We start from the raw sequence: 12,812 nt of genomic DNA, 5'->3' as shown, positions 1-12,812 counted from the left end.
TTAACCTCAATCTATTCAATATTAAGGCCGGTATGCAGTTGCATGCCGGCCAATTGTTTGTTACCTCAGAATAGAGCAGGTTACTGCTGAGCTACGTCCTTCATTGAGAAGCTGATTCTGCCCATCTTATCCTTGCCAAGGCATACAACTGTAACTGTGTCGCCAAGTGTAAGAACATCCTCAACGTGATCGATTCTCTCCTTGGAGATCTTGCTGATGTGAACCATGCCCTCTTTTCCGGGAGCGAACTCTACGAATGCGCCAAACTCCTTGATGCTTACAACCTTACCTGTGAAGATCTGGCCCTTCTCAAAGTCTGAAACGATGATGTTAACCATGTCAACGGCCTTCTGGATCATCTCTGCATCCTCACCGCAAACGGATACCTTACCATCATCTGTGATATCAATCTTAACTCCTGTGCGAGCGATGATCTCGTTGATGGTCTTACCTCTCTGACCAACTACATCGCCGATCTTCTCAGGATCGATCTGAACTGAAACAATCTTAGGAGCATACTTGGATACTTCCTTACGAGGCTCTGCAATAGCCTTGCTCATGCACTCATCCATGATGAAGAATCTAGCCTCACGGCACTGTGCGATAGCTGTCTCAACGATAGGCTTAGTAAGACCGTGGATCTTGATATCCATCTGGATAGCTGTGATACCGTCCTTAGTACCTGTTACCTTGAAGTCCATGTCTCCGAAGAAGTCCTCAAGACCCTGGATATCTGTAAGTACTACGAAATCGTCATCTGTATCACCTGTTACAAGACCGCAGCTGATACCTGCAACCATCTTCTTGATGGGAACACCTGCAGCCATAAGTGACATACAGGATGCGCAGGTTGAAGCCATTGATGTTGAACCGTTGGACTCGAAGGTCTCTGATACGGCACGGATTGCATAAGGGAACTCCTCAACACTTGGAAGAACAGGAAGAAGTGCTCTCTCTGCAAGGGCGCCATGTCCGATCTCTCTACGTCCGGGTCCTCTTGAAACCTTGGTCTCACCTACTGAGTAAGCAGGGAAGTTGTACTGATGTACATATCTCTTGTCAGCTGCGAAAGAGTCAAGGCCTTCAACCTTCTGAGCCTCTGAAAGAGGTGCAAGAGTTACTACATCACAGATCTGTGTCTGTCCACGAGTGAACATAGCACTTCCGTGTACTCTTGGAATAAGGTCAACCTCAGCTGCCAGAGGTCTGATCTGCTTGATCTCACGGCCGTCAGGTCTCTTGTGATCCTTGAGGATCATCTTACGAACGGTCTTCTTCTCATACTGGTAAATAGCCTCACCGAGGATTGCAAGCCACTCTTCGTTGTCTGCAAACTTCTCTGTAAGTCTATCTGTGATTTCTGCAATGTTGCCCTCTCTGGTCTGCTTGTCATCTGTGAATACAGCCTTCTCCATCTCTTCCGGAGGAACAACTTCCTTGATTGCTGCAAAAAGCTCTTCGGGAACTGCGCAGCTTGTGTACTCGTGCTTAGGCTTACCAACCTCTGCTACGATACCCTTGAAGAACTCGATAAGCTGAAGGTTCACATCATGAGCCTTGTAGATAGCTTCCTTCATCTTCTCCTCAGGAATCTCGTTGGCACCTGCCTCAATCATGATAACCTTCTGTCCTACAGATGCAACTGTAAGCTTGAGATCACCTGTATTCCACTGCTCCTGAGTAGGGTTAACGATAAGCTCACCATCGATCATACCCATCTGTGTCATAGCACAAGGGCCATCGAAAGGAATATCTGAAATAGAAACTGAAACTGATGCGCCGAGCATAGCTACAAGCTCAGGTCTGCACTGAGGATCAACTGCCATAACCATCGTCTCGATAGTTACGTCGTTTCTGTAATCCTTAGGGAAAAGAGGACGCATAGGACGGTCGATAACACGGCTGGTGAGGATAGCGTTCTCAGAAGGCTTGCCCTCTCTCTTGTTGTAACCGCCGGGGAACTTTCCTACAGCGTAGAACTTCTCTCCATACTCTACTGAAAGAGGGAAGAAGTCGATTCCGTCTCTGGGCTTAGCTGATGCTGTTGCTGTACAAAGCACTGTTGTGTCGCCGTACTGCATGAATGCGCAGCCGTTAGCCTGTTTTCCTACCTTGCCGATCTCAACCTTAAGTGTACGGCCGGCCAGTTCCATTGAATAAGTCTTTACCATTTTTTTCTCCTTAATCTCTCCTGCTCATCCGCGGTCCATCATCCGCATGTTGCGCTTCAGGTGCGTGTGCAGGCTTTGTCATGTTGATATTACTTGGTACTTTATATGAAGCATAGGTTTCAAGGTCATAGCTAATACCACGAAATCGCACTATTAACTATAACTTTGAATCCCTGATTCATATAAAAAATTAAAGACGGAATAAGCCGATCATCCAATCAGCTTTATCCCGCCTTTCAATTTCATGAATTACTTTCTGAGACCAAGATCAGCGATGAGCTTACGATAAGCCTCGATGTCCTTCTTCTTGAGGTAACCAAGAAGGCTACGTCTCTGACCAACCATCTTAAGAAGACCTCTTCTTGAGTGGTGATCCTTAGGGTTCTTCTGAAGGTGCTCATTGAGCTCCTGAATTCTCTCTGTAAGGATAGCTACCTGAACTTCCGGTGAACCTGTGTCTCCGGCCTTTCTGGCAAACTTGTTGATAACTTCTGTTTTCTTTTCCTTTGTAATCATGTTTTTCTCCTTTTAAATCTGTAATCCTGAAATCCGCCCGGTACACAGATGCGGTTGGAGTATCCAACATCCGAGTAAAGGGTAGTTTCTGTAACTGTTGCGGACATTATGTCAGCAACTAAGATATACTAGCATAAAATTGCCACATTGTAAAGTAACGCTGTTTTAGCTGACTGCGTAGCTCTCTTTTTCAACAAGAGCATATATGTCTTTACCGGTCTTTTCTTCAAAATATGTTTTCAGAGCCATGACGGAATCCCATTTCTCCTGAGGGAAACTGCCATATCGACGTTTCACATCATTCATGCGATCCTCAACGCTCACGACGCCTTCACTACCCGACAGTGCATCACAGATCTGGATCAGCCTGTCGTATTCATCAAGTGAAATCTTACCAAGCTCTGCAACGATGAGTTCGTATTCTTCCTCGGAAGTATCCGCCCTGCCGATATACTCATCTATTCTCATGTTGTTAAAAGAGTGGGTAAGGCATATTCTTGCCACCTCATCATATCCAAGGGACATCATATATGAATAGCCGTCCGAGACATGCCCCAGATGTCTTACTCCAAACTTTCTTCCGATGTCATGGAGAAGTCCTAAGATATAAGCCTTCTCAGGGTCCATATCACCGCATCCTAAAGCTATTCTCTCAGCACAATGAGCAGCCACACGGCTGTGATTCCCCCAGGGCCCGGGATTACACTTTTCTGCTTCAGCCAAAAGTTTCTCTGCTTCTGATCTTGTAGGTAACATACAATCCCCCTTCAATGCTTAGTTCCTTTTGCGATGAGCATTCCATACTCTTTTGGTAAATCAATGGTTCCATTAATTGCATGTCCCTTAAGTATCTCAGTAATCTTATTCACAGGAACATCCAATATTGCCTTGAAAGACGCAAGACTGCACAAATATCCTACCAGATCATCTATGTCCGTTATATGAAGTGAATCCTCATAGATCCTTGTTTCAACTTCTTCAAAAGCCGATCTTAAAATACCCTCACCATTTTGCATTGTGAAGTTATGGTTCGGTTTAAAACTTTCACCGCCAAGCTCAAACCACTCCGCAAGCTTGTCAGTAAAGTTATTCTCACCTAAAGTTGTGGTGTAAAACGCCCCATCAGCCCTAAGTACTCTGCGCACTTCACTGATTCCTTTATTGATGTCCGGCACGTGATACAGCATGGAATTAGCTATAACCATGTCAAAAGAGTTATCTTCAAAGGGGAGATTCTGTATATCTGCCAGTCTGTACTCTATATTCTCTCTTTCTCCCAGATTCTCTTTAGCTGTAGCAAGCATCCCCTCTGATAAGTCAGTCATAACAAGCTTACCGAACCTTGATAATAATTCGTCGCGCCCTAACCAAATACTACCTGTGCCACAGCCCAGTTCCAAAACCTTCATGCCTTCATTTATTTCATAATTGGATACAGTCCAATTACCATATCCCAGCTTATTAGTGGAATACTTATCATGAAAATTCAGTCTCGTATCCAATCCTTTGGAAGTAGCATACTGCTCCTTTACTGCTGCCGAATCATTTGAACTACCAATTTTCATCATGTTTTCCTCCTGTTGTCATATTGTATGTTCATATGGTAAAGGCTGCCCCAAGGGCCGAGTCAACTACTTTTTTATTATTTTACCGGAGGCTTCCAGGGCTTAGGTGTCAAAAGAGTTGTCTTTCCAATATCGGGAAGTACATCGTAAACCGAGCATCCCATCCTGCTTTCAAAGTATTCCTTGATACTAAAGGCCACTTCCCAGCCCTTAATGTAACCTTCCATGATTCCGTATCTTCTTGTGACATCCACGAATCTCTTTTCAAGAATTACGAAGCCATAGTCCACAGCCAGTGAGTCACACAGCTGGATAAGCTTATCATAATCATCAGCTTCGCAGTCCATGATATAAGCCTTTATTACCTTCTCATGCTGGTTTTCAGGCTCATAATCAAACTCATCCTTCATCAAAAGATAGGAATGAGTCATGCAGATTCTTGCTGCTTCATCCCAGCCCTTTTCCATGCAGTATTTATAGCCGTCATAAACATGTGTGGGGATATCGGTTATACCGGCCCTTCTGCCTATATCGTGCATTAGACCTACTATATAGGCCTTCTCAGGATCCAGCCCCGGGACCTTTTCAGCGATATTTCTGGCTGCGATTCCGGTATTCATGGAGTGCTTGACCCAGGGGCCGGGATTAAGCTGTCCTGCTATCTCAAGTTCCTTTAGTGCCTCATCTATTGTTGGTAACATCTTCCTTCTCCTTCCACCCGAAAGTACGTCATCACTTTTTTCTTATATACCAGCTGTAACCGTAGAAGATAAGATTCTTTTGTTCTCCGCCAAAAATAGGTGCAAGTGTCTCCAGCATCCATTCTCTGGCCTCTTCGGTGCTGATGTTTCCGTTTTCTATCTGTGCATTAACATTTGACTGGATCAGCATGAAATCCACAAATTTCTCAAGGTCGAAGGAATACTCCATGTCATATTCAGTCTGCTTCTCCATGAGGAAGCCTTCGGGAAGATCCTCCTGAGTCCACTTGTTCTCTTTCCTTGGTGGCTTGGGGAATTTCTTCAGATACTCGTTCTGATACCACTGTGTGTAGGCGCCATTTCCTGCCATTTTGTCGGTGATTCCAAAATCATAAATAACGATGACTCCATTGCTCTTAAGAACCTGAGCCATATTTGTCATGAATCTCTTCTCATCCACCCAGTTGATGCAGCCTGCAGCAGTTACGATATCATACTTTTCTTCAGGAATCTTAGTCTCCTCTGCCCCTGCAACATAGAAAGATAACGCTGAATCCTCTGCATACAGCTCCTTGCATACTTCAACCATGGCATCTGCGATGTCAGTTCCTGTTACCTTATCACAGATAAGCCTAAGGGCCTTGGTAGAAAGTCCTGCTCCGCAGCCCACATCAAGACCGTTTCCAAATACATAGCCTTCGCCCAGACCTAGATCTACCTTCAGCTGCTCTATTACCGATTTGTGAAGCCAGGGTCTCTTAGCATACCCCAATGCAATTCTCTTTGAATCAAATGACTTATTGTTCAATTATCCATACCTCTCAATTCCAAAATTCATATCCCAATTCATCAATATAATCGGGCACCTTTATTTCTTTCCCCTTCGTATCAATTGCTCTGTAAAAGAAAGGCTGATTCATAAGCTCCACAGAATCATCGAATTCCATGAGGAAATTATTATCAGTATCATCCTTAAGCGTATATATTCTCACATTCTTGTAATCCGGGTCAGCAACAGATGAACTGTTTTCATCCTGAATGACATAGCCTACACAGCCGTCGATATATTTGGTGTTAAAAGCATTGTTGATCGTTCCGTAGCCAATGTAGGATCTGCCGTTGTACTCTATCATTCCAAACAGAGCGTCATCACTCTCCGTGTCTTCAAAGGTTCCGAGTTCAAATGCAATGGCATCATCGGGTAATGCCGGATATTCTATCCTTCCGCAGCCCGAAATAGTTAATATACCTGCCAGCAAAGCTACGCAGGCTCTTGTCTTCATACTCCTGCTTCCTTTCAAAACGTCTCATTACCTCCTGTAAATGATGTTAATGTCTTCAAGACGTAGCCAGCAAAATCCTGCTCTCTCTAAGGGTCTTGGACTGATCATAATCGTATTCTATAGTGTTGATGTTGGCGTGGGGATATAACTGGCGAAGCTTCTTAAGTACGCCTCTCTCTGCCACATGGCTTACAAGGCAGCCAAAGGGATGAACGATAAGTATCTTGTCATAGCCCTGCTCTATCATGTGCATGGCCTCTGCCATAACGAGCCAACCATCGCCTATGTTGTAATATTCGCTGAGAATATCCACTGACTTTTTTCTCATCTCCTCAAAACTTCCGTCCGCATAAAAGCCGTTCTTTTCAAGAAGACTACTCATTTTGTACTGCATTCCCTTGAGATAATCGATTATCTTCTGGTAAATCGTAAGCTCAGCCTTGGAAGCGTTGTTAAGTTCCGCGGACTTCATTTCAGTGAACATGACATAGGTACAGTAATTCAAAAAGCCTTCCATTCTGTATTCCATGCCGTTGTCAGCAAGGAACTGCTCCAAATGCCTGTTTCCTATGGGTGAGCACTTGATGTATATCTCTCCTGAAATACCAACTCTGGTGAGTTTTTTCTCGTCACGGGAAAAACGTTCTATCTCGAGGAAATCGTCTATGATTTCCTGATATCTTTTTTCCCTGAAAAAGAGGTTCTTGCCCGCTGCTATGTCAGCGGAAATCCTCTTGTTCCAATCATCGTAGATACATTTAGCCTGCCCGTAATTCTTCTCATAGGGTCTTGTCTGCTGATAAAGTGTCATCAACAGATCGCCGTAACATACCGCTGCAATGGCGCCGAACAGCATCTTAAGACCGATCTTAAAGCCCGGATGAGCTTCAGAGCCTCTGAAATTCAATGACAGAACCGGAATCCTATATCCGCTTTTCTTGACACACTGAATGATCAGGTCGTAGTAATTACCCGCTCTGCAGGCGCCTCCCGCCTGAGGTTCAAGGATAGCCATATGCTCCTTGTCCGTATTATCTGATTCAATATGAGCCATGAGATTGCCGATGATATCCATTGCACAGGTGCAATATCCGGAATTAACAAGAGACAGCATATTGTCCGGAAATTCATCATATTCCGGAACAATATCCAGCTTGTAGCCGCCAAGTCCAAAGGCAGCAATGAGAAAATCATTATGATAATGGAGCATGTCAGGCATGTAGATAGTATGTGTCTTCTTCATGCTCCTTGAGAAAATCGTATTATCTTTGTTCATTTATTACTTCCCACCAACACTACTTACAAAAATAAGGCATTGGAATATTACTTCCAATGCCTTAAATCATATACAAACCTCAGGAATTATTCAACACTATTTATCAGTGCAAAAATCTCTTCCTTGATCTTCTTATTGGTCTCAAGAGCATTCTCTCTGCTGTCCCTGTTGGAATAGAAGTAGAATTTGATCTTGGGCTCTGTTCCTGAAGGTCTTACAGCAAACCAGCTGCCGTTATCAAGGAACAGTCTGATGGCATTCTGAGGTGGAATATCCTCGAAGCCTTCAATATAATCGATAACCTTCTCAACCTTGGCTCCTGCAACCTCTGTAGGAAGGTTCTCTCTGAACCACTTCATCATACGCTGAATACGCTGTGCTCCGGGGATTCCCTCAAGAACCATGTTGGGCTCATCCTCAGCAAAGAAACCGTACTTGGCATAAATCTCCTGAAGAACATCCCAAAGGGTCTTGCCCTGCTTACGATAATAAGCTGCAGCCTCTGCAACAAGCATACCTGCTGAGATTCCGTCCTTATCACGGATATCCTCGCATACAGCATAACCTACAGACTCCTCATAACCAAAGAGGTAGGTGTATCCGTTCTCATGAAGGTAAGGAATCTTACCGCAGATGTTCTTGAAGCCTGTAAGGGTCTCAAACATCTCTACGCCATAGGCCTTAGCCATAATAGTTGAAAGGGTTGAAGTAACGATGGACTTAACCATTGCTCCCTTGGCAGGAAGTGTGCCTGCATCTTTTCTTCCCTCAAGGACATAATTAACAAGAATATATCCTGTCTGATTGCCGTTAAGAGGAATATAATTGCCCTTGTCATCTCTGATCTCGATAGCAAATCTATCGGAATCAGGGTCAGTAGCCATTAACAGTTCAGCTCCAAATTCTCTTCCGTACTGCTCTGAGAGCTTAAAGGCCTTGGGATCCTCAGGGTTGGGATATCCAACTGTAGTAAAATCAGGATCGGGATTTTCCTGTTCAGGAACGATCTTCCAGTTGTTGAAGCCTCTGTCTGTCAGCATCTGTCTGAAAGGAATTGATCCGCAGCCGTTAAGAGGTGTGTAAACAAGCGGAATGGAAAGATCCAGCTCATCTCCCTCATGAATTGCCATACCCTCGATCTTATCAAGATATTCTCTGTCATATTCTTCACCGAGAACAATGATCTTGCCTGCTTTAACGCCCTCGTTAAAATCAGACTTCTTAATGCCGCTCCAGATGTCAACAGCGTTGATCTTCTCTGTCATTCCGTCAGCAACATCTGATGAAACCTGACATCCGTCGTCCCAATAAGCCTTGTAGCCGTTATATTCCTTGGGATTATGTGATGCTGTGATGTTAATTCCTGAAACTGTTCCCAATCTTCTGATCATGAAAGCCAGCTCAGGAGTAGGGCGCAGATCCGGGAAGGTATAAACCTTGATGCCGTTAGCTGCAAAGATACCTGCTGCCAGCTGTGAGAATTCCTTGGAAAAATGTCTGGGATCATGGGCGATGATAACACCCTTCTCCATATTCTCTTTGCCTGATTCTACGATGTAGTCGGCAATACCCTGAGAAGCCTTACCAACAGTAAAGAAGTTCATCATATTGGTTCCTGCACCAACCTTGCCGCGAAGACCTGCGGTACCAAATGCAAGATCCTGGTAAAAACGCTCCTCGATCTCCTTGTCGTTGTCTTTGATATTCAAAAGTTCGGCTTTGAGAGGATCGTTGTCCTCAAGATGCTCAAGCCATTCGTTGTATCTTGCTTTATAATCCATAGTTATACCTCCGTTAATTTATATTATATTTTACCATTAATAGGTGCCTGTCCCCATTAACAAATTGTGAACAACACAGAATTCCGACAGACATTTACGTTCACAGTTTGTTGATGGGGACAGGCACCTTAATATCATCTCACTGCCTGGCAGCCTCAATATCGCTCTGTATCTGTTCTTTCAGCGCCTCAAGGCTATCAAACTTCATCTCCGGTCTCACAAACCTCTCCAGCGCGATCCGTGCGTATTCTCCGTACACATCTTTATCAAAGTCATAGATGTAGGTCTCAACACCAACCTTTTCCTTCTCGGAAATAGTGGGTTTTCTCCCTATATTGGTCATACCGCGATATTCTTTTCCATCAAGATATACCTTGCTGGCGTACACTCCAAAGGGCGGAAGAAGCTTATTCTCAGGCGGGATAACATTGACCGTGGGAACCCCGATGGTGTGACCGATATGATTGCCGTGTTCAATCTCACCGCCTACGCTGTACTCTCCACCAAGAAGCCTTTTTACCATGGCCATGTTGCCATCTGCTACTTCGTTCCTCACTCTTGTGGAGCTGACCTCATCGCCGTCGATACGTACCTTCTCAATAAGCTCCAGCTCGTAGCCACACTCCTTGGACAGGCTCCTTAAGAGGTGCTGATCGCCCCTTCCCTTGTCTCCGAATGAAACATCGGTGCCGGCAGCTATGTACCCGGCATGAAGCTTCTCAACCAGTATCTTCTTGACAAAATCCTCCGGCGGTGTTGCGGCAGTCTCTGCTGTCAGCGGAAATTCAATGAGCACATCAATGCCCATCTCTTCGAAGGCTTTCCTCTTCTCCTCCCTGGTAAAAAGCTGCCTGACCGCTTTCCCCAGAAAGAATTCTTCCGGCGACGGATCAAAGGTAAAAACCACCGCCATAAGGTCATCCACCTTCTGCTCCAGAATATAATTAAGGAGCTTCCTGTGTCCCAAATGAATTCCGTCAAATTTGCCTATTGCAACGGCGCTTTTTCCGTCTATCTGAAATTCTGTTGTTCCTAAAATTATCTGCATCAATCTGTTTCTTTCGTAGGATTATTTTTCAAAAAAGAATTTGTCCACATCGAAGGTCTTCTTTTTTGCGCTGTATCTGTATATGCCAAAGAAGGTGCCGTCTTCGCCGTATACTCTGAATTCGTTGCCTTCCTTGAACATCTCATCGTCATATTCGGTATCATTGACCCCATCGGGATTCTCATCCACCAGGTTGTCTTTCCTGAAGCTGTTGCCGTTTTCGAGAAGACCTCTTGCGGACGTTTTAACATGAATAGCATCAAGGTCTCTGAAAATATACTCCGGGGACTCGATAACGTCCATAAGAGTGCCGTTATCTCTAAGCTCCTCAACCTTGGACAGCGGAATAGCCGTATCTATTCCAAAGGCTCCCACTCTGGTTCTTGCCAGCTGAGCCATGGCAGCGCCGCAGCCAAGTGACAGTCCGATATCGTGACAAAGAGTTCTGATATAGGTTCCCTTGGAGCACTTGACCTCCATGGTAAAAACGTGCTCATCCCCAAGATGCTCATCATCCAGAATAGTGATCGCACTGATATGGACCTTTCTGGGCTTTCTCTCCACCTCAATTCCTTCACGGGCCAGCTCATAGAGCTTTTTGCCGTTCTGCTTGATAGCGGAATACATGGGCGGTATCTGATCGTAGTCACCCACAAAAGCCTGTACCGCTTCGCGAAGCTGCTCTCCGGTGACATTGACCTCTCTATTGTCAATCACAGTTCCGGACATATCCTGGGTGTCCGTGGTGACACCAAGCTTGCAAACTGCGATATACTCCTTATCATGATCTGTAAGCATCTCCACCAGCTTGGTTCCTGTTCCGAGACATACCACCAGAACTCCCACAGCATCGGGATCCAAGGTTCCGGTGTGACCGATCTTTTTCTGCTTAAGTATTCCCCTTAACTTGGCCACAACATCGTTGGATGTAAATCCGGGCTCCTTGTAGATATTTATAAGTCCGTTATACTTATTTGCCATTAAATCCTGTTTCTCCATTAAGAAAAATAATCCCACCGGGATATCCTCAAATATCAAGGTGGGATTAAAGTCTGTATTATTCTTCTGTTCCTTCAAGCTGCATATGGATGTACTTGGTGATAGCGTTGATCGCATCATGAGCCGTACCGTTCATGGTACAACCTGAAGCACGTACATGTCCACCGCCGCCAAATACCTGAGCTATCTTGGATACATTAACAGCTCCGTTACTTCTAAGGCTTACTTTGTACTCCATTGGCTCGTTCTCATACATGAATATCGCACAATCAACTCCGATAGTGAACATCAGCTGATTGACAATACCGTCGAGATCGCCGCCTGTGCAGTTATAGAATTCCATAGTCTGCTTGGAAACAACCGAAACGCATACTCTTCCGTCGAGAAGAAGAATGCTCTCAAGAAGTGCTCTTCCAAGGATCTGATTCTGAAGATAGGTCTTCTCGTAAAATACGTGATCGATAAGGCTGGTAAAATCAAAGCCGTAACCGATGAGCTTGGCAGCAACCTGAAGCGTCTTGGGTGATGTGGAATTGTACTTGAACACTCCGGTGTCAGTAACCATACCTGTGTAAATAGCCTTGGCAGCCTCAATATCAAGCTTGTCTTCCTCAACACAGTCAAAAACAAGTTCGCAGGCTGAGCTGGCTGTGGGAACCACATATGTGATATCTCCGGTTCCGGTATTGCTGATATGATGATCGATATTGAAGGTCTTCTTCGCTGCATCAAAAATCGGCTCTGAACCGCCAAGTCTTCCCTTCTCACAGTCAAGGCAGATAAACAGGTCATAGCTGTCAACATCTGTCTCAAAAGAAGTGTTTATCTTGTCACTGTCCTTAATGAACTGAAGCTCCGGTGGAACGTCCTCAAGAAAAACGTCTACCCTTATATCAGGATAGTTCTTAGTTATGTAAAGGTACATTCCCATGCAGGAGCCTATGCAGTCTCCGTCAGGTCTTACATGGCCACTGATCGCTACGGTTTTGACACCGCCTAATAACTCATCAATCTTCATCTCTTACTTCCTTACTCTTCATCTTCATCTGAGAACTCTTCCTCAGATTCTTCTAATTCTTCGCCTCTGGCAAGTCTTGCCTCGTTATCCTTGGCAGTTACTTCGTCGATCATCTTGGACATATTGATTGCATACTCGATGGAATCGTCCATGATGAATCTAAGCTCAGGTGTATATCTCATATTCAGCTCCTTGGCAAGGGTTGAACGGATATAGCCTGCGGCGCTCTTAAGCCCCTCTGCGGTTCTGTCTCTGTCTTCGTCATTACCCATGACTGTGACCCAGACCTTGCAGGTCTTAAGGTCAGGAGCAACCTCCACATCCATAACAGAGGTCATGGGGCTGATCCTGGGATCTTTACTATAACGGATGGCTTCTGAAATAACCTTCATTACCTCTCCGTTTATTCTTTTATTTTTGTTACTGTTTTTACGCATATATTTTCCTCCGCGAT

The 12,812-nt window shown here is 44.8% G+C and carries 13 protein-coding genes; all 13 read right to left on the bottom strand.

The genetic code is table 11. From position 1 onward, the window contains the following. Positions 1–80: 80 nt before the first annotated feature. Positions 81–2,171 carry a polyribonucleotide nucleotidyltransferase gene (locus NXH67_RS09680; protein WP_272797255.1) on the bottom strand — a complete coding sequence of 697 codons (2,091 nt, stop codon included), beginning with the start codon at positions 2,169–2,171 and terminating at the stop codon, positions 81–83. A gap of 249 nt (positions 2,172–2,420) precedes the next feature. Next, a complete protein-coding gene (rpsO, locus tag NXH67_RS09675) occupies positions 2,421–2,687 on the bottom strand; it encodes a 30S ribosomal protein S15 (RefSeq protein ID WP_022764670.1) in 267 nt (88 codons plus the stop codon). 165 nt (positions 2,688–2,852) lie between these two features. Continuing rightward, positions 2,853–3,443 (bottom strand): HD domain-containing protein, encoded by a 591-nt coding sequence (locus NXH67_RS09670; protein WP_022776918.1) that lies wholly within the window; start codon positions 3,441–3,443, stop codon positions 2,853–2,855. An 11-nt stretch (positions 3,444–3,454) separates the two neighbouring features. Then, complete coding sequence (locus tag NXH67_RS09665; protein ID WP_022776919.1) at positions 3,455–4,255, bottom strand: class I SAM-dependent methyltransferase; 801 nt, start codon at positions 4,253–4,255, stop codon at positions 3,455–3,457. A gap of 74 nt (positions 4,256–4,329) precedes the next feature. Beyond that, entirely contained in the window at positions 4,330–4,953 is a 624-nt protein-coding gene (locus NXH67_RS09660; protein WP_272797254.1) for an HDOD domain-containing protein, read from the bottom strand. Positions 4,954–4,984: 31 nt separating this feature from the next. Next, on the bottom strand, positions 4,985–5,761 hold the full coding sequence (locus NXH67_RS09655) for a class I SAM-dependent methyltransferase (RefSeq protein WP_272797253.1): 777 nt from the start codon (positions 5,759–5,761) through the stop codon (positions 4,985–4,987). Between the two features lie 13 nt (positions 5,762–5,774). After that, a complete protein-coding gene (locus NXH67_RS09650; RefSeq protein WP_272797252.1) occupies positions 5,775–6,236 on the bottom strand; it encodes a hypothetical protein in 462 nt (153 codons plus the stop codon). Between the two features lie 55 nt (positions 6,237–6,291). Next, positions 6,292–7,512: a hypothetical protein gene (locus NXH67_RS09645; RefSeq protein ID WP_272797251.1), complete on the bottom strand. Its 1,221-nt coding sequence runs from the start codon at positions 7,510–7,512 to the stop codon at positions 6,292–6,294. A gap of 86 nt (positions 7,513–7,598) precedes the next feature. Then, on the bottom strand, positions 7,599–9,293 hold the full coding sequence (locus tag NXH67_RS09640; protein WP_022776924.1) for a phospho-sugar mutase: 1,695 nt from the start codon (positions 9,291–9,293) through the stop codon (positions 7,599–7,601). A 139-nt stretch (positions 9,294–9,432) separates the two neighbouring features. Next, on the bottom strand, positions 9,433–10,341 hold the full coding sequence (locus tag NXH67_RS09635; protein WP_272797250.1) for a bifunctional riboflavin kinase/FAD synthetase: 909 nt from the start codon (positions 10,339–10,341) through the stop codon (positions 9,433–9,435). A 21-nt stretch (positions 10,342–10,362) separates the two neighbouring features. Continuing rightward, positions 10,363–11,322: a tRNA pseudouridine(55) synthase TruB gene (truB, locus tag NXH67_RS09630; protein ID WP_272797249.1), complete on the bottom strand. Its 960-nt coding sequence runs from the start codon at positions 11,320–11,322 to the stop codon at positions 10,363–10,365. A 76-nt stretch (positions 11,323–11,398) separates the two neighbouring features. Continuing rightward, on the bottom strand, positions 11,399–12,358 hold the full coding sequence (locus NXH67_RS09625) for a DHH family phosphoesterase (protein ID WP_022776927.1): 960 nt from the start codon (positions 12,356–12,358) through the stop codon (positions 11,399–11,401). Between the two features lie 11 nt (positions 12,359–12,369). Beyond that, positions 12,370–12,795, bottom strand: a complete 426-nt coding sequence (gene rbfA / locus NXH67_RS09620) for a 30S ribosome-binding factor RbfA (RefSeq protein ID WP_022776928.1) — start codon at positions 12,793–12,795, stop codon at positions 12,370–12,372. Positions 12,796–12,812: the final 17 nt, after the last annotated feature.

Source organism: Butyrivibrio sp. DSM 10294 (genome assembly GCF_028539135.1).
In the GTDB taxonomy this organism is placed as follows: domain Bacteria; phylum Bacillota; class Clostridia; order Lachnospirales; family Lachnospiraceae; genus Butyrivibrio.
Note: the sequence above shows the minus strand (reverse complement) of the source record. Positions and strands in the feature narration are given on the sequence as shown.

Bases quoted from the DNA above. Each gene is read 5' to 3' on its own strand.
- NXH67_RS09670 (WP_022776918.1), bottom strand. From the start codon at position 3,443: ATGTTACCTACAAGATCAGAAGCAGAGAAACTTTTGGCTGAAGCAGAA.
- NXH67_RS09665 (WP_022776919.1), bottom strand. From the start codon at position 4,255: ATGATGAAAATTGGTAGTTCAAATGATTCGGCAGCAGTAAAGGAGCAG.
- NXH67_RS09660 (WP_272797254.1), bottom strand. From the start codon at position 4,953: ATGTTACCAACAATAGATGAGGCACTAAAGGAACTTGAGATAGCAGGA.
- rpsO (WP_022764670.1), bottom strand. From the start codon at position 2,687: ATGATTACAAAGGAAAAGAAAACAGAAGTTATCAACAAGTTTGCCAGA.
- NXH67_RS09640 (WP_022776924.1), bottom strand. From the start codon at position 9,293: ATGGATTATAAAGCAAGATACAACGAATGGCTTGAGCATCTTGAGGAC.
- NXH67_RS09635 (WP_272797250.1), bottom strand. From the start codon at position 10,341: ATGCAGATAATTTTAGGAACAACAGAATTTCAGATAGACGGAAAAAGC.
- truB (WP_272797249.1), bottom strand. From the start codon at position 11,322: ATGGCAAATAAGTATAACGGACTTATAAATATCTACAAGGAGCCCGGA.
- NXH67_RS09645 (WP_272797251.1), bottom strand. From the start codon at position 7,512: ATGAACAAAGATAATACGATTTTCTCAAGGAGCATGAAGAAGACACAT.
- rbfA (WP_022776928.1), bottom strand. From the start codon at position 12,795: ATGCGTAAAAACAGTAACAAAAATAAAAGAATAAACGGAGAGGTAATG.
- NXH67_RS09680 (WP_272797255.1), bottom strand. From the start codon at position 2,171: ATGGTAAAGACTTATTCAATGGAACTGGCCGGCCGTACACTTAAGGTT.
- NXH67_RS09650 (WP_272797252.1), bottom strand. From the start codon at position 6,236: ATGAAGACAAGAGCCTGCGTAGCTTTGCTGGCAGGTATATTAACTATT.
- NXH67_RS09625 (WP_022776927.1), bottom strand. From the start codon at position 12,358: ATGAAGATTGATGAGTTATTAGGCGGTGTCAAAACCGTAGCGATCAGT.